General features: G+C 52.9%; 15 protein-coding genes. 5 read left to right on the top strand and 10 right to left on the bottom strand.

Annotation, left to right across the window (positions count from 1 at the left end; all coding sequences use genetic code 11):
* On the bottom strand, positions 1-933 hold the full coding sequence (gene aaeA / locus CMR03_RS08020) for a p-hydroxybenzoic acid efflux pump subunit AaeA (RefSeq protein ID WP_063881045.1): 933 nt from the start codon (positions 931-933) through the stop codon (positions 1-3).
* 7 nt (positions 934-940) lie between these two features.
* Positions 941-1,144, bottom strand: coding sequence for a p-hydroxybenzoic acid efflux pump operon protein AaeX (gene aaeX / locus CMR03_RS08025; protein ID WP_006120970.1), 204 nt, complete (start codon positions 1,142-1,144; stop codon positions 941-943).
* A gap of 230 nt (positions 1,145-1,374) precedes the next feature.
* On the opposite strand from aaeX, the gene aaeR reads away from it, so the two are divergent.
* Entirely contained in the window at positions 1,375-2,292 is a 918-nt protein-coding gene (gene aaeR, locus CMR03_RS08030) for an HTH-type transcriptional activator AaeR (RefSeq protein WP_063877429.1), read from the top strand.
* 32 nt (positions 2,293-2,324) lie between these two features.
* On the opposite strand, the gene tldD is transcribed toward aaeR, so the two are convergent.
* The 8 genes from tldD to csrD all read right to left on the bottom strand — a co-directional run bounded on the left by tldD (position 2,325) and on the right by csrD (position 14,817).
* Positions 2,325-3,770 carry a metalloprotease TldD gene (gene tldD, locus CMR03_RS08035; RefSeq protein ID WP_096011260.1) on the bottom strand — a complete coding sequence of 482 codons (1,446 nt, stop codon included), beginning with the start codon at positions 3,768-3,770 and terminating at the stop codon, positions 2,325-2,327.
* 65 nt (positions 3,771-3,835) lie between these two features.
* Positions 3,836-7,666: an AsmA2 domain-containing protein YhdP gene (yhdP, locus tag CMR03_RS08040; RefSeq protein ID WP_096011261.1), complete on the bottom strand. Its 3,831-nt coding sequence runs from the start codon at positions 7,664-7,666 to the stop codon at positions 3,836-3,838.
* A 132-nt stretch (positions 7,667-7,798) separates the two neighbouring features.
* Positions 7,799-9,268, bottom strand: a complete 1,470-nt coding sequence (gene rng / locus CMR03_RS08045) for a ribonuclease G (RefSeq protein ID WP_063877432.1) — start codon at positions 9,266-9,268, stop codon at positions 7,799-7,801.
* 1 nt (position 9,269) lies between these two features.
* Complete coding sequence (locus tag CMR03_RS08050; RefSeq protein ID WP_096011262.1) at positions 9,270-9,851, bottom strand: Maf family protein; 582 nt, start codon at positions 9,849-9,851, stop codon at positions 9,270-9,272.
* 8 nt (positions 9,852-9,859) lie between these two features.
* Positions 9,860-10,348, bottom strand: a complete 489-nt coding sequence (gene mreD, locus CMR03_RS08055; RefSeq protein ID WP_006120976.1) for a rod shape-determining protein MreD — start codon at positions 10,346-10,348, stop codon at positions 9,860-9,862.
* Positions 10,345-11,367, bottom strand: coding sequence for a rod shape-determining protein MreC (gene mreC, locus CMR03_RS08060; RefSeq protein WP_096011263.1), 1,023 nt, complete (start codon positions 11,365-11,367; stop codon positions 10,345-10,347). Before mreC ends, mreD begins: the two co-directional genes overlap by 4 nt.
* A gap of 147 nt (positions 11,368-11,514) precedes the next feature.
* Entirely contained in the window at positions 11,515-12,558 is a 1,044-nt protein-coding gene (gene mreB, locus CMR03_RS08065; protein WP_003855260.1) for a rod shape-determining protein MreB, read from the bottom strand.
* A 309-nt stretch (positions 12,559-12,867) separates the two neighbouring features.
* Positions 12,868-14,817 carry an RNase E specificity factor CsrD gene (gene csrD, locus CMR03_RS08070; RefSeq protein ID WP_096011264.1) on the bottom strand — a complete coding sequence of 650 codons (1,950 nt, stop codon included), beginning with the start codon at positions 14,815-14,817 and terminating at the stop codon, positions 12,868-12,870.
* 284 nt (positions 14,818-15,101) lie between these two features.
* Between csrD and msrP the strand changes: the two genes are divergently transcribed.
* From msrP to accB, 4 genes are all read left to right on the top strand, one after another.
* Positions 15,102-16,106, top strand: coding sequence for a protein-methionine-sulfoxide reductase catalytic subunit MsrP (gene msrP, locus CMR03_RS08075; protein ID WP_096011265.1), 1,005 nt, complete (start codon positions 15,102-15,104; stop codon positions 16,104-16,106).
* Entirely contained in the window at positions 16,107-16,709 is a 603-nt protein-coding gene (gene msrQ, locus CMR03_RS08080) for a protein-methionine-sulfoxide reductase heme-binding subunit MsrQ (RefSeq protein ID WP_063877437.1), read from the top strand.
* 221 nt (positions 16,710-16,930) lie between these two features.
* Complete coding sequence (aroQ, locus tag CMR03_RS08090) at positions 16,931-17,383, top strand: type II 3-dehydroquinate dehydratase (protein WP_063881046.1); 453 nt, start codon at positions 16,931-16,933, stop codon at positions 17,381-17,383.
* Positions 17,384-17,408: 25 nt separating this feature from the next.
* Positions 17,409-17,873 carry an acetyl-CoA carboxylase biotin carboxyl carrier protein gene (gene accB, locus CMR03_RS08095; protein ID WP_096011267.1) on the top strand — a complete coding sequence of 155 codons (465 nt, stop codon included), beginning with the start codon at positions 17,409-17,411 and terminating at the stop codon, positions 17,871-17,873.
* The last annotated feature ends 7 nt before the right edge of the window (positions 17,874-17,880 follow it).

Genomic DNA, 17,880 nt, shown 5'->3' on the forward strand with positions numbered 1-17,880 from the left:
TTAACCAAACTCACGCAGACGGTTAAGGAAGGACATGATGGGCGAGGTCTCAGTATGCTGACGATCGTGTGCTCCGGTGATGACCACGGTGGCCGTCGTCCCGGCGGGATAAAGATTGCCCGGCTCCTGATCGAGACGGATGCGTACCGGCACGCGCTGCGCCAGGCGCACCCACTCCAGATTCGACTGCACCGTTGCCATTCCTTTACTGTCAACGCTGCTACTGCTGTTGGTCACGCCTGCCGCGATGCTGTCAACCGTACCGCGCAACGTCACGTTGCTGCCCAGCGGGGTAATTTCAGCCCGGAAGCCGGGTTGTACGCCGTGCAGTTTGGTCTCTTCCAGATAGGCCAGCACGTAAAATGAGCGCTGCTGTACCAGCGCGACGGCAACTGAGCCACGCGTAATAAATTCGCCCTGGTAGACATTCAGGTTAGTTACCCATCCATCTGCCGGGGCCTTGATGGTGGTGCGCTCCAGGTCGATCTTCGCCAGATCGCGGGTAGCGATAGATTTTGCCAGTTGGTGTTCGCTGGTTTGCAAATCGTTGTTGGATTGTTCAATTGCTTCACGTGACATCGCAGACGTGCCGAGTCGGTTTCGACGTCCGGCCTCTCGGCGTTTTTCATTAACCAGCGCCTGGTAATATTCCACGTCGGCCTGTGCTTCATCTAAGGCTTTTTGATAGCGTGGGCGATCGACCACAAACAGCGTGTCGCCTTTTTTTACCAGTTGGTTATCGCGAACGGGGACTTCGGTAATCAACCCGGTGACATCAGGTGAAATCGCAACGACATCGGCCGCAAATCGTGCATCGCGCGTCCAGGGCGATTCGGTGTAGAACACCCAGGCACGGAATATGATAATGACAGCGATGATGACCAGCAAAAGGGTGATGGCGTAACGCGCGATTTTTCTTATAAGCGTGTTCACGTAAACCTCAAACAAATAAACGGGATACCAAATAAAATACACAGCAGTAAAGGGCTGTATTGAAGAGTGCCGGGTGCCAGACAAGATCGTAGATACCGCTGGGCGTCAGCACGCGTTTCACCAACCAGAACAGCATGAGTGAAACAATGAGTTCGATGAAAATGGGCGGAAAAGAGAGCCCAAACATGACAAATACCGGAAGTACACTCATTAAAAATCCTTAGTTCGATACGGCCGGGATAATTCACCGCCTGAAGGACGCAAACGCCAGTGCGCCATAAGCCACATCTGAACTACGGCTGGCTTAATAATAGCGTATCATCGGGTGTTTTCAGGTAATGAAGCGTCGCCAGGTCATACCCCGGTAGGCTTATAGTAACGCGCTTAACTATACGTTTTCTACTGAATGTGATCTAAATCACTTTTTAGCCAGAGTAAACAATGGAACGACTTAAAGGTATGTCGATATTCGCGAAGGTGGTAGAACTGGGTTCTTTCACCGCGGCCGCACGGCAGCTTCATCTTAGCGTGTCATCGATCAGCCAGATCGTCGCCAAACTCGAGGATGCGCTCCAGGTTAAGTTACTTAACCGCAGTACACGCAGCATAGGACTTACTGAGGCCGGTAAAATCTATTATCAGGGCTGCCGCCGCATGCTGGCAGAGGCTAACCAGGTTCATGAACAGCTGTATGCCTTTAATAACACGCCGATCGGTATATTACGTATTGGCAGCTCTTCCACCATGGCGCAGAACGTGCTGGCCGGTATGACCAGCGATATGCTGCGTGATTATCCCGGATTGAGTGTCAACCTGGTGACCGGCATTCCCGCGCCAGATTTGATTGCGGACGGGCTGGACGTGGTGATCCGGGTGGGAGCATTAAAGGATTCCAGCCTGTTCTCGCGCCGACTTGGGGCGATGCCGATGGTGGTCTGTGCCGCTAAACACTATCTGACGCAGCACGGGACGCCGGAAAAACCTGGCGATATCGCGAAATTTGCCTGGCTGGAATACAGCGTCAGACCTGATAACAATTTTGAGCTGATTGCCCCCGAAGGCATCGTCACCCGTCTGTCGCCACAGGGACGTTTCGTTACCAATGATTCTCAGACGCTGATCCGCTGGCTTAAGGCCGGCAATGGCATCGCCTATGTACCGATGATGTGGGTGGCGGATGAAATCAAGAAAGGCGAGATTGATATTTTGTTCCCGCAGTACCAATCCGATCCACGGCCGGTTTATGCGCTCTATACCGAAAAAGACAAACTGCCGCTGAAAGTACAGGTCTGTATCGACTATTTGACCCACTATTTTGAGCAGGTTGCCGAGCAGTACAAACAGCACCGTAAAAGCTAAAAACCCGCCAGCTGGCGGGTTTTCTGTCTCTGTCAGGCGGTGCCACCGATAGTGAGCTTATCCAGCTTCAGGGTAGGCTGGCCCACGCCAACCGGCAGGCTCTGTCCCTCTTTACCACACACGCCAACGCCTTTATCCAGCGCCAGATCGTTACCGACCATAGAGATTTGCTGCATCGCTTCGATACCAGAGCCGATCAAGGTCGCCCCTTTCACTGGTTTAGTCACTTTGCCTTTCTCAATCAGATAGGCTTCTGACGTTGAGAACACAAACTTACCAGAGGTGATATCGACCTGACCGCCGCCAAAGTTAGGCGCATACAAACCGTACTCTACGCTTTCGATAATATCCTGTGGCGTGGATTTACCGGCCAGCATATAGGTGTTCGTCATGCGCGGCATCGGCAGGTGCGCATAGGATTCGCGACGACCGTTACCGGTAGGATTTACCCCCATCAGTCGTGCATTCAGCTTATCCTGCATATAGCCTTTCAATACGCCATTTTCGATCAGCACATTGTACTGTCCAGGAACGCCTTCATCGTCGATAGCCAGCGACCCACGTAATCCCTCAATGGTCCCGTCATCAACCACGGTACACAGATCAGAGGCAACCAGTTGGCCCATCTTGCCGCTAAACACTGACGTGCCACGGCGATTAAAGTCACCTTCCAGACCGTGACCTACGGCTTCGTGCAACAGCACGCCCGGCCAGCCTGCGCCCAGCACAACCGGCAAGGCGCCTGCCGGCGCAGCCACAGCAGACAGATTGACCAGCGCCATGCGTACGGCCTCACGTGCCCAGGCATCGGCCCGCACGTCGCCATTCTCATCGGCCAGGAAAAATGCATAGCCGGTACGCGCGCCGCCGCCGCTTGAACCGCGCTCACGCTTGCCCTGGTCTTCAACCTGGACACTGATGGACAGACGAACCAGCGGACGCACATCGGCAGCTAAAGTACCGTCGGTTGCGGCTACCAGCACCTGCTCATATACGCCGGTCAGGCTGGCATTCACTTCCTGAACGCGGGGATCGGCAGCACGTGCAACCTGGTCAACACGATGTAGCAACGCAATTTTGTCCTCACGACTCAGGCTGCCGAGCGGATCGACTGGCGCATACAGAGAACGGTTAACCACGGCAGACAGCGTCTGAGCCTTGCCGTTGCCCTGTTCACGCACGATGCTTCGTGCCGCTTCGGAGGATAAGCGTAAGGCATTCAGCGTGATTTGGTCGGCATAGGCAAAACCCGTTTTCTCACCGCTGACGGCACGCACGCCCACGCCCTGATCGATATGATAGGACCCGTCTTTAATGATTTTATCTTCCAGAACCCAGGATTCATGGAAGCTGGACTGGAAGTAAAGATCGGCATAGTCCAGACGACGTTCTGAAAGCTGCCCTAACAGGGAAAAAAGGTCCTGCTGATTAATGTTGTTAGCAGTTAGCAACTGCTCACTTACCAGATTCAGAGTCATCGTGTCTCACTTAATATGTGCTCGGATAATCATAGCCTGCGGCAATTATGTTACGCCGTCAAATATCACTTGTTATAGGTTTCGCGTGGCTTACGCATTACTTCATCTATTTCAGGCTTATCCAGCGGTCCGCTGATGTGATAACGCAGGACTGAAATTTTACTCCAGAGCGGTCCCAGCACCTTGCTGGCGGCAAATACCGCCGCCCCCACCACCGGATTAATGGCAAAAGCAGCCGCCACGCCCACTGACGCAGAAATTTCTGGCGTGACTATCGCTTCCATATCAATGCGGCGTTTCACCAGGTCCATATTGCCCTGCATGGCGATATCCGCTTCCAGGCCGTCAACCAACAGGTTGTCAGTTCTCACAACCCCATTTTCAATCCAGGCGGTGCCGTTGATGGAGTCGAAATAGAACCCCTTGTTAAAGGTATCGCTGAAATCAAAACGCAGTTTGCGTAACAGGGCATCGAAGCTCAACAGGCGCAGAATCTGTCCGGCGGCGCCGGTATCCACATCGCTTATTTGTCCTTTACCAAAGTGCGTTTTCAGCGTGCCGCTCAGCGTTTCTGCCGCGGGCTGCCACGGTGCCGAGCGCCAGTGCAGGTCATAATCAATCTTGAAGGGCGCATCTCGCAGCGGCGTATTCACGCCAAACCAGTTGGTCGCGTTATTGATGTTGCTGCCCTGCAGCGTGCCTTTTAAAGAGGTGCGCTGGTCGCCTGGACGGTTAACCCATTCGCCCTGAATGTTCAGCCGCGAGCTGCCGGTATCCACTAAACCGTTAGTAAGTGCTAACGTACTTCCTTTAGGCTGAAGCCGGGCCGTGACCCGTCCATACTTCTGCCCCATCAGCCAGCATTCAGCGCATTGCAGTTGTAAAGCAGGCCACTGGCTAAAGTCGATCTGATCGCTTTTTTGCCCCAGAGGTGAGGCGGACGCACTTTTCTTATCGCCAGTGCTCTCCCAGTCTGGATTGTAATAAAGGTAATCCAGGGCTATTTGCCACGGCGCTGAAGGTGAGGTGATTAACTGCCCTCTTAGCTCGTCAGCATTGACGTTAATCCGGTTTTTTCCACCCATGTCCTGGGTTAATGAGGTATCAACGTTATGCCAGCGCTGGCCTGCCAGACTCACAGAAGGGCTACGCAGGATAATATTGCCCGGAAGCGTTGCACCGCCCACCTGATGCTCACCGGTTGAACGGGTCGCACCACCTTCGCCAGCCGTCATCAGTGCCGCCCACGCCTCACCATCCAGCGCAGGTAAGTTGAGTACCATGCCTGAATGATCTGGCAGCGTCGGTATTGTCTTCGTATCGTTGAGCCAGATACCACGGTCAACGCGCAGGGCCGGCTCCAGCAGCCAGCGGCTGTTAAATTTGTGCCGTTCATCTACGCTACCGCTGAGATCAAAGTGCGTTAAATCGCCTTTAGCGTTGATGGCCACAGGCAGGCTTTCGCCCGCTTTTTTATCCAGTGGCGAAGGTAAGCGACTACTTACTTCCTTCCCGTCACCTTTCAGCGCGATGTCGTAATGCGCACCGCCCTTATGCGGTAAGGCGACGTTAACCTCGCCCTGCCAGGGAAGATGCCCAGCCAGTTGGCTGCCCACCTGGGGCGGAATACCGGTGATTTTTGCCAGTTGCCAGTCAGCCAGTAACTTAACGTTAATGCCAAAATCATCGGGATTTTCTTTTGTGCTAAAGCTGACATTAAGGGGCTGACCAAACCAGTCCGCCTGCATCTGATCGCTTTCAAGATTGCCGTTGTTATAACGGAACTGCCCAGTCAGATGGGTCATGGTGGTATTCAGCGGCTTGATATGCAGGCTATTGTTATTCATCACCACATCACCACTGGCGTGAACGTCCTTGCCATTCAGAGGAATATCAAGCTTAAGGTGGCCTTTGGTCAGACCTTTAATCTGTAACTGTTCAAGGGCCGCCCCCAGAGAGGACTTGAGTGGCGTGTGCTGGAAGTAATCGCCAATTTGCTGACCATCTCCGCTGATATCACCGTTGATAATCAGCTTTTCCTTCATGTAATCAGGAATGGTGGCGCTGACATTACGCGCCTCCACTTCACCCAGTTTAGCCAGGGGCGCATGCATCCACAGGCCATCATTCAGGAAGTTAAGATCGATATCGAGGTTGCTGATATCCGGCCAGCCGGGCTGGAAACCATAGGTTGCGTGGCGTAAAGGCACCCAGACCTGAAACATGCCGTCGTTATGCTGAAAAGGAAAAAGCGCCGGATTGCCGTTGAACAGCAGCGTGGCATTCTCCACCTTGCCGCCTTTAACCGCGCCGCTCAGGTAGCGCGTGAGCGAATGCCCCATCAGCGGTGTGGGGAAATAGCGCCAGGCATCGCCCGCATCGCTGACGTTAATACCGGCCAGGATATCAAGTTGAGGCTGCGTATCGGTGTTCTGCTGATAACGGAAGTCGCCATGTGCCCAAAGTGAACGCGCCTGGATATCAAGATTATGACCTGCCAGGGTCAGGCCGTGCGGGTCACGCAACCAGCTCATACTGCCGGTCACCTGCTTGATCTCCAGCGGTGCCTGGAACATATCACCATAGGGCACCGTGGCCTGGCCCATCGCAATCGTGGCCTGCCCATTATTCAGGCTGCCTGTCGCTTCGCCATTTAAATGGCTGATGCCGGGAACCAGTTTCCAGAACTGCCAGCTGAAGTCGCGCCACTTAACCTGAAAGCGCGTCTGCTCAGGCTGATCGACAGGAATATCCAGCGCCAGCCCGTCAATGGTGCCGCGCGGTCGTAATGCGCGCCAGTTATCAAACAATGCCGGTGATAAGGGCGCAAACAGCGGCACCAACGGTGCGATGTGGTCCAGCGCCAGCTGTGTCGCACGTACACGAATCTCAGGCTCGCTGTTGCTGCCCAGCATCTGCGTGTCCTGAGGTTGCCAGAGGAGTGAGAAATGACCGGCAGGCCAGGCATTACCGTCTGTACTGAGCCTGGTTTGCGGCACATTGACCACCCAGCCATTTTTGTAACGCGACAGGTGGGCAGTGAGGTTATCAACGTTCAGCGTGTGGGGACCGCTCTCGCCCTGCCAGCTTGCGCCGCCCTTACTTAACAGCAGATCGCCGGCATAGACGTCGCCATCACGCAGATTAACCCAGGCCGCCAGGCTGAACCGGGCACTGTCAAGCCGGGTGTTATCCCGCACCCAGCGACCCAGCCACGGACGCATATCAACATCATCGGCCTGCATCCAGATACGACCATCGTTGAGTAAGCCATTACTGTCTTTCAGATCAAGACGAACCTGCACTACGCCGTGTTGTCCAGTAAAGCTCGACAGGCTGACTTCACCTTCTGCTCGATGTCGGGTGTTTTCGTTCAACCAGGTGAGGTTAGGAATCGCCAGTTCAGCATGCTGACCGGATGGCGTGATAAAGCGAATGGTGCTGTCACGCAGAGTAAAGTGATCGAACTGACGCAAAAACAGTTCGTTGACCTGAGTGAGCTTAAAGCTGTGCTTGTCGCTGTCACTGGTCAGCAGAGGCTGAGTGCTGTCGAGATGTAATTGCCAGAAGGTCAGGTCGCGGAACTGCCAGCGCCAGTGGAGCAGTGACTGCCAGACATCCAGCGCAACGGTGATACGTGCGATGGAGAGCGAGCCGGTCTCCTTCATATCGACATTTAAGTCGCGGATTTGTAGCGTGGGGCCAAAATTCTCCCACTTTCCACGGAGTTGGCTGGCGTTAACCTTGACACCGCTGGTGTCGGAGACGAACTGAAGAACCTGACTACGATAGGCGTCAAGATGCGGCATCGCCAGACGCAGCGCGCTGACAAGCAGCGCCACAATCACAATGACTGTCGCGAGCAGCAGTAACATAATTCTTGGCAACTGCCTCACTCACACCTCTCCTTGTCTACCGTTAACGACGGATGGTTGCTGCTCATACCCGGCGTCTTATGACATAGCGGTATGGGTTCACATTTTACCCCAAAATGTGCAGTCAGGCATGGTGAGCCTGACCAGCCAGTATTACATCATCACCACGTCAAACTGTTCCTGAGTGTAGAGCGCTTCTACGTGCACCTTCACCTGTTTACCCACGAAAAGTTCGACTTCGGCCAGCGCATGGGACTCATCTGTTTTCAAGGCCTCACCGACGGTTGGCGAAACGTACACCAGGAATCGATCCGAGTCATAAGCATGATGCACGCGGACAATTTCGCGCATGATTTCGTAGCACACCGTTTCAACTGTTTTCAGCGTGCCGCGCCCTTTACAAACCGGACAGTCCTCACACAGCACGTGCTCAATACTTTCGCGCGTGCGCTTGCGGGTCATTTCCACCAGCCCTAACGCTGAAAAGCCGCTGATACCGGTCTTAACCCGATCTTTATTCAGTGCCGTTTCCAGCGAATGCAGCACGCGACGGCGGTGGTCCTCATTACTCATATCGATAAAGTCGATGATAATGATGCCCCCCAGATTACGGAGTCTTAGCTGACGTGCAATCGCCTGAGTGGCTTCCACATTGGTATTAAAGATAGTCTCATCAAGGTTTCGGTGCCCGACAAATGCCCCCGTATTGATGTCTATCGTCGTCATCGCTTCAGTTTGATCGATGATTAAGTATCCGCCAGATTTGAGTTCAACTTTTCGTTCCAGCGAGCGCTGAATCTCATTTTCAACATCAAACAGATCGAAGATAGGCTGCTTACCGTTGTAAAGCTCAAGCTTGCTGGACATCTCGGGAATGTATTCACTGGTGAACTCGTTGAGCAAATCGCAGGTCAGCCGCGAATCGACACGAATGCGGTCCAGCGCTGCGCCAGCAAAATCACGCAGAATACGTTGTGCCAGCGCCAGTTCACCATAAAGCAGACAACGCGTTTGATTACGTTTTTTTCGTTCGCTGACTTTGGTCCACAGGCGCTTCAGAAAGGCCGCATCCTGTGCCAGTTCTTCTTCACCAATGCCTTCGGCTGCGGTGCGGATAATAAAGCCGCCCAAATCGTCACAGTAGTCGGCTACCACGGCTTTCAGCCGCTCTCGCTCTTTTTCACTGGCGATACGTTGAGAAACGCCAACATGCGCTGCCCCGGGCATGAACACCAGGTAGCGGGAAGGCAATGTGATATCCGTCGTCAGTCGCGCGCCTTTGGTGCCCAGCGGATCTTTCACCACCTGAACCACCAGATCCTGTCCCTGGCGAACCAGTTCTGCGATATCCCGTACGACAAAATTTTTCTTTTCATCGCCCGCAACACATTCGGTGTGCGGCATGATGTCAGAAGCGTGCAGAAACGCGGCTTTATCCAGTCCGATATCCACAAATGCCGCCTGCATGCCAGGCAGCACCCGGCTGACGCGTCCTTTGTAAATATTGCCGACAATGCCACGTCGGGCTTCACGCTCGATATGGATTTCCTGCAGGATTCCGCCATCAATATAGGCGACTCGCGTTTCAGCAGGCGTAACGTTAACCAGTAGCTCAGCCGTCATGTTAACCCCTTACGGCACGCAGTGACTGAAAATGGTCGATCAGCTCTGCTGTCTCAACCAAGGGCAATCCGACCACCGCGTGATAACTTCCATTGATTTTACGCACAAAGTTTCCGCCCTTCCCCTGAATACCGTAAGCGCCGGCTTTATCCATAGGTTCACCTGTCGCGATGTAATCGGTAATGTCGCTCAGGGTTAAGTTACGAAAAGTCACCTCGGTGACCACCAGACAATCCAGTACCTGCTGACGGTCAGCCAGAGCAATCGCCGTCATGACCTGATGGGTTTTTCCTGAGAGTTTACTGAGCATCGCGCTGGCATGGTCGGCATCGTGCGGTTTTTCCAGCACCTCACCGTTGAGCACGACGATGGTATCCGCGCCCAATACAGGCAGGTCATGCGGGGCAATCAGCGTACCGGCTTTTGCTTTGTCATGCGCCAGGCGACGGACATACACCTCGGCCGATTCATGCGGCTGACGTTGTTCTTCAACGTCAGTGATGATGCGCTCAAAGTTCAGACCAAGTTGAGTCAGCAGTTCGCGTCGACGGGGAGACGCGGATGCCAGATAAAGGGTTACCATAAATTTCCTTATTGAACAGCGAACTGACGGCGGATCTTTCTCATTAATAAGAATAGCCACGGCCAGAGAATCCCGTCGACAACACTGCTCCAGAAAATTTCAGGGCGGAATGAGACGTTGATCACCAGAAACTCCGCCCAGAAGACGATCACATCCATTGCTAATGACAGCACCATAACCATTAACGCCTGCTGCCACAACGCTAAGTTACGGAATAACTGGAATTTAAACGCCACCAGATAGGCGATGATGCTAAGCGCCAACGCGCGAACGCCAAGCGTGGAACCCGCGATTAAATCCATAATCGCGCCCAGCAGAAACCCACTTCCCACATTAACACGGTGCGGAAGCGCCAGTACCCAGTAGACCAGGATCAGCAATAACCATGAAGGCCGGAACATATAGATTTGTTCCGGCCATGGCATGATTTGCAGAATAAAGGCCATAAGAAAGGACAGCCAGATAACCCATCGTCCCTGGCTGCGATATCGACTCAATTCTGGCCTCCGCGTGAGCGGGAAGCGGACCCTTGTGGGTTGCTTTCGCTACTGCCAGAAGCAGGCGTGGTGGTCTGGGTAGCAGGTGCAGGCGGGCCCATTTCACCCGCGGGAGGCAGAACCTGCGGCATCATCTGCATCAGGCGTTCATTAGCGACCCGGTGGACTTCGTCAGGTGCCATCGGCATATCACCGTTGTGATCCGCGCCCCACAGTAGCAACAGGTAACGCAGACGTTGCAGACCCGCGGTTGGATGTGCCTGGATGACCGTGTACGCGCGTTGGGTATCGACCTTAACCGATGAAACCACCCCTACCGGATAGCCTTCAGGGAAACGCCCACCTAAGCCCGACGTCACCAGTACGTCACCGACACGAATATCGGTATTGCCTGGCAAGTGTTCCAGTTGCAGATCTTCCGTACACCCGTTGCCTGCCACAATCACACGAATATCATTGCGCAGTACCTGGATAGGCAGCGCATGTGATGCGTCACAAATCAGCAGTACACGACTGGTAAACTGGCCGACGGCGATGACCTGGCCCACGACACCTTTATCACTGATAACCGGCTGGCCTTCGTAAACACCGTTAGCACTGCCTTTATCGATAACCACTTGATCGGTGTAGGGATCGGTACCGGTGGAGATAACCTGAGTCACCATCTTATGCTCGTCCTGACGCAGCGGGGAACCCAGTAGCTCGCGCAGGCGCGCGTTCTCCTGCTTGTATTGCCCCAGCATAAGCAGGTCGCTGTTCTTCAGAAAAAGCTCTCGACGTAACGCTTTATTTTCCAGTTCGAGCTGCTGGCGAGAAGCCAGCGTGTCTGACACGCCATCAAGAAGCTGGCGCGGCCCATTGGCCAGGAAGTAAAACGGACTGACCGACGTGTCCAGATAGTTGCGTATTTGAGTAAATGAACTCACGCGACTATCAGCGATGATAATGGCAATCGCCACAATCACCGCCAAAAATAGACGCAATTGCAGAGAAGGCCCTCTGCTAAAAATCGGCTTCATATAATCTGCGTGTTCCTCGACTACAAGGTAAGAAAGTACGGGCGAGCCGCACTTTCCTGGGCTGGTCACATCATACCGATGCGTGCAGCGCCGGTTTACACGCTACTCCCTGCGCACTGTTACAACGATTCCAGCCGGTTGAGGCAATTATTCTTCGCTGAATAAATCGCCGCCATGCATGTCGATCATTTCCAACGCTTTTCCGCCACCGCGCGCAACGCAGGTCAGTGGATCTTCAGCGACGACAACAGGAATACCCGTTTCTTCCATCAGCAGGCGATCCAGGTTACGCAGTAATGCGCCGCCACCGGTCAGGACCATGCCGCGCTCAGAAATATCAGACGCCAGTTCCGGTGGGCACTGTTCCAGCGCAACCATTACCGCACTTACGATACCGGTCAGTGGCTCTTGCAGGGCTTCGAGAATTTCATTGGAGTTGAGTGTAAAGCCGCGTGGCACACCTTCCGCCAGGTTACGACCACGCACTTCAATTTCACGCACTTCATCACCCGGATAAGCCGAGCCGATTTCATGCTTGATACGTTCTGCTGTCGCTTCACCAATCAATGAACCGTAGTTACGGCGCACATAATTAATAATGGCTTCGTCAAAACGGTCACCGCCGATACGAACGGATGAAGAGTACACAACGCCATTCAGGGAAATCACGGCAACTTCAGTGGTACCACCACCGATATCCACGACCATTGAGCCGGTGGCTTCAGAAACCGGTAAACCTGCACCAATCGCGGCCGCCATTGGCTCTTCAATCAGGAAAACTTCACGTGCGCCCGCGCCTTGGGCCGATTCACGAATCGCGCGGCGTTCAACCTGGGTTGCGCCTACAGGCACGCAGACCAGCACGCGCGGACTTGGGCGCATGAAGCTGTTGCTGTGAACCTGTTTGATGAAGTGCTGCAACATTTTTTCCGTCACAAAGAAATCGGCAATAACGCCGTCTTTCATTGGACGAATAGCTGCGATATTGCCTGGCGTACGGCCAAGCATCTGTTTGGCGTCATGACCCACAGCCGCCACGCTTTTCGGTGAACCTGCACGATCCTGGCGGATAGCAACCACGGAAGGCTCGTTCAGCACGATGCCTTGTCCTTTTACATAAATCAGGGTGTTCGCGGTACCCAGGTCAATGGACAAGTCATTTGAAAACATGCCACGAAATTTTTTAAACATACTAAAGGATAATCCTGCAAGCTGGAGGCGGAAAATAAAATCCGCTTACTTTACCAACCACACGAAGCTGCCACAAGGCGCAAAAACGTTCTGCTTCGGTGAAAAAATAGACGGCATTCGTTTTACATCATTTAAGCCTGTTACGCATACGAGCGGAACAGCGATATCACGGCATCAGAGCAGCATGTTAAAGAATTTTCTTAACTTTACTCCGACATAAAATCTAACATTTCAGGCGACGTATTCTGCACGTTTATCGTTCCATATTCATCAAAAGCTGAGGCGAAGAACGTAAAACCGGTCAAACGGTTAAAAACGGTAACGCTGGGAGTACTTTTTTACGTTACTGTTAACCGGCTGTGAAGGTGAAAAAAAGTCACCCTGTCCACCTTCTACTCCTAATCCTACCAGGGTTTGCCACTCTGCATTGGTGCGCACGCCCGCGGCATACAGCTGCGTCCCGGTGGGCTTACAGACGTCCAGCAAGCTTCGCACAAACAGCTGGTTTTCCGTACGCCGCTCAATGTTGCGCACCAGTCCTGCATCCAGCTTGATTAATTCAACCGGTAACTGCCGGATGTAAGCACTGCTGACCACCGTCAGACCGGCCTGATTAACCGCGATACGACAGCCGAATGCCTGCAATGAGTGGAAGATCGGAATCAAATCGCTGATGTGTTGACAGACATCCCCTTCCGCAAGTTCAAATAAAAATCGCTTTCTTTGAGATTTTGGGCACTGCAGCAACATATTGTACAACCAGACAATAAACGGACGTTTCAGCAGCGAGTCGATATTAATGGGGATGACCAGTGTCTCTTCTGGCCACAGTTCAGATAAGGCGGCAACGCGTAATACCATCTGGCGGTCCCAGCTTTCGGCCATGCCGAGCTGCTGCACCAATGGCATATATTCAGCCGACAGCACCTCTTTGTCCCCATCATAAATGCGCGTGAGCAGTACGCGATGTCGCACCTTACCCTCTTTGTCCACCGCAGGCTTCTGATATAAACGTGGTCCGCCGCGACTTAAGGTATTTTCCAGCAAGGTCCGCCAACGAACGCTGCCGCGTCCTGCATCCAGAGGGTTTCCTGCGCCATTAGACCAGTTATTGCCGCCTGACAATGTCGCGCGGCGCGTGGCCATTTCGACATTTTCCATGACCTGCGGCACCGTCTGTCCGCTGTGCCAGGCACTGATGCCGATGTGAATAAAATCGTCGCGGTTAACCTTGCGCATAGGCGGCAACGCGTCAACCGCATTGATGAGGTGATCAGCGATACTGTTTGCCTCTTTCAGGCTACGATGCGGCAGTAATACCGCGAAATCACTGCGAAAATAGCGCGCCAGAAGTGCGCCAGGATAACGCATGACAAACGTGGACAGCATGTTGACGACGTTAAACAGGTACTCTTCGACCAGCACTGGCCCCAGTGAATCATCGTGGGTGTCGAGCTCAGGAAAACGTATCATCATGACTACGCCATGCGTCCCGACATCTTCCTGATCCTCAAGCAGCGTTGCCAGCTGACTATCGAAGAAAAGGCGGTTATTCAGCCCCGTCCGGCCATCCTGAGCCGCAAAGGTTCGAATCAGCGTATCGATGCGGACGCGCTGCTCGCCCGCTTCCTGTAAATCGGACAGTAACAGGTCGATCGCACGGCTGGCTCTGGGCGGCCACTCATCAGCATGCTTTTGCCGACAATGCCGACGTTCTCCACCAAGTATTAATGCTGAGCGGCTTTCCAGTTGCTCCATCCCGCGCCATTGACGTACCAGCCAACGATGAGTAATGGACAGCATAACGGCCACGATCAGTACGACCAACAGCAGCGCGGCAAGCGTATATGTCGCGGGAATAGAGTGCAGCCAGGTTTGTGCGGGATCGAGTATCGTCAGTTGCAATCGCATACCCGGCTGGTGCATCAGCGCAATATCAAAATGGATATAGCAATTTTTTTGATGCTGCAGCATTTGGTTTTCATGGCGGGAAAGCGTGAAAACAGTCTGCCGACCATTATATAAGGACAGCTGTTCGGCGTTAATCACGGGTAATACCGGCGTAAGCCAGGCTTCCAGCGCTTCGGGAGGCTGTTTCAGCAGGACTTTATCCACTTCGGTTGCCAAAACCTGTACCCGATTTTCTACACGCTGATGGGTGAGCCAGAAAACACTAAAAGCACAGCCCACCAGCATTAAAACCATTGCCAGTACGCTAATAAATGTAATAAATGCAGAAAGTTTGGTAGTTAATCGCATCCCTGTGCCTGTTTCACTACGGTTGCCGCCGGATCACGCCGCCTCTCTGCACGTTAGCCGGAAGAATTTTGAGCAAAATAACACAAATTGTTTCCGGCAACAGCGAGGTCATACGCGAAGCCGCAGTATAACGTTGAGAAAGGCCCAGAACGCTTAATTATCCTTTTTTCAGCGCATTCTCATTGGAAGCTTCAGCCAGGAAATTTCACATTTTTGCAGCAAAATTCGCCAGCTTAAGCAATAGTCATCATGCTGATTGTGAAAATCGAGCTGGAGAAGAGACGATGAAGCCGACAAAACGCCTGACCGAAGCAGATGTAACGCCAGAAAGCATCTTTAATATGAATCGTCGTCGGGTGCTTCAGACCCTGGGACTGGGGGCTGCTGCAATCAGCGTCCCGGGCATGGCCAACGCCGATATTCTGAGTTGGTTCAAAGGTAATGACCGCCCGCCCGCGCCGGCGGGTCGGGCGCTGGACTTTACCAAGCCCGCACAATATCAGGCCAACCTGCCGTTAACGCCTGCGGATAAGGTTTCCGGCTATAACAATTTCTACGAATTTGGCCTGGATAAAGCCGATCCGGCAGCGAACGCGGGAACGTTAAAAACCGATCCCTGGAAGCTGACGATAGAAGGCGAAGTGGCAAAGCCCGTGACGTTAGACATGGATGATATTTTTAAACGCTTTGCCATGGAGCAACGTATCTACCGGATGCGTTGCGTTGAAGCCTGGTCGATGGTGGTGCCGTGGATAGGTTTTGAACTCAATAAACTCCTGAAGCTGGCGGAACCCACCAGCAAAGCGCGCTTTGTTGCTTTTCAGACACTTTATGCCCCCGATCAGATGCCGGGTCAAAAGGACCGCTTTATCGGGGGTGGGCTAAATTATCCTTATGTAGAAGGCTTACGGCTGGATGAAGCCATGCATCCCCTGACCATTCTGACGACGGGCGTTTACGGTAAAGCCCTGCCGCCACAGAACGGTGCGCCAATTCGGCTTACCGTACCCTGGAAATATGGCTTTAAGGGCATTAAGTCTATTGTGAAAATTACGCTGACGCACGACCAGCCGCCTACCACATGGAACCAGATTGCGGATAATGAGTACGGCTTCTATGCCAACGTGAACCCGCATGTGAATCATCCTCGCTGGTCGCAGGCCACCGAACGTTTTATTGGTCCGGGTAGTGCTTTTAATGTTGATCGTCAGCCCACATTACTGTTCAACGGTTATGCCGATCAGGTTGCATCACTCTATCGCGGTATGGATTTGCGGGAGAATTATTGAGTGCGCCTGTCAATAAAGCAGATCGGCTGGCTTAAAGTGCTACTGCATCTGGCGGCTTTCTTACCGCTGGTTTACTTGATTATGGCCGCGATGCAGGGAGGGCTCAGCGCCGATCCTGCCAAAGATATCCAGCATTTTACCGGCCGTATGGCGCTGAAACTGCTGTTAGCAACCTTGCTTGTCTCGCCGTTAACACGCGTGGCCAGGCAACCGCTGCTCATTCGGACCCGTCGCCTGTTGGGTATCTGGACTTTTTTCTGGGCAAGCCTGCATCTAACCAGTTACTACCTGTTGGAGCTGGGCGTGAATAACCTCGGCCTGCTCGGAAGCGAATTGATTTCACGTCCTTATCTGACACTGGGCATTATTTGCTGGTTTATTCTGCTGGCGTTGGCGATCACCTCTTTTCAACGCATGCAGCGCAAACTGGGCAGGCGCTGGCAAACCTTGCATAACTTTATCTATCTGGTCGCTATTTTGGCGCCGATTCACTATATGTGGTCGGTAAAAATCCTGTCTCCCCAACCGATCATTTATGCGCTTTTAGCCCTGATATTGTTAGCCTGGCGCTATAAAAAGTTCATTAAATGGTGGCCGCGCTAGTCTCTTCTTATTGCCGATCGTCTGCGAAAAATGCGGCCTGCGAGCCGCATCCGATCAACTTCGCAGATAAGACCAGTATTTTGCTGCGAAATGCCACGAAACGGATATAATGCCCGGCTTTATTGCGATGTGACGCTTCTTTTTCACTGTGACGGGTGACAAATGGAAAGCGGCAAGGTATTTTACGCGATGCCTCAATGATTGCGGGAGATGGCAGCAAGATGGCCGATAAATTACATATTCTGCTTTTGAACGGTCCCAACCTTAACCTGTTAGGGACGCGTGAGCCTGATAAATACGGGGATGTTACCCTGGATCAGATTGTTTCCAGTCTGAGCCATCAGGCAGACCAGTTGAATGTAAGGTTAAGCCATTTGCAATCCAATGCTGAGTATCAGCTCATTGATCGCATTCATGAGGCAAAAGGCAATGTGGATTATATCATTATCAATCCTGCCGCGTTTACGCATACCAGCGTAGCAATGCGTGATGCTCTGTTAGCGGTGAACATTCCATTTATTGAAGTTCACCTGTCAAATGTGCACAGCCGCGAGCCTTTTCGCCATCACTCCTATTTTTCTGATGTCTCTGCTGGCGTCATTTGTGGGCTTGGCGCTGACGGTTACTCGTGGGCATTACAAACGGCAGTGAAGCGCCTGTCTCATACTAATTAATCAAACTGAGTACGGAACCCCATTCATGGATATTCGTAAAATTAAAAAACTGATCGAACTGGTTGAAGAATCTGGCATTTCTGAGCTGGAGATCTCCGAAGGCGAAGAGTCTGTTCGTATCAGTCGTGCACCTGCAAATACTGGTTATCCGATGATGCAACAGGCTTATGCTGCGCCCATCGCTCAGCAGCCTGCTCTGGCGAACGCCGTCGCACCTGTTGCCGCCGTCGCAGAAGCCGCGCCTGCTGAAATCAGTGGCCACATCGTACGTTCACCTATGGTAGGGACCTTCTATCGCACACCAAGCCCGGATGCGAAAGCATTTGTGGAAGTGGGCCAGAAAGTCAATGCAGGTGACACGCTGTGCATTGTTGAAGCCATGAAAATGATGAACCAGATTGAAGCCGATAAATCTGGCGTAGTTAAAGCCATTCTGGTGGAAAGTGGTCAGCCGGTAGAATTTGACGAGCCACTTGTTGTCATCGAATAACGGGGCG

The organism is Pantoea allii, from assembly GCF_002307475.1.
GTDB classification, from domain to species: domain Bacteria; phylum Pseudomonadota; class Gammaproteobacteria; order Enterobacterales; family Enterobacteriaceae; genus Pantoea; species Pantoea allii.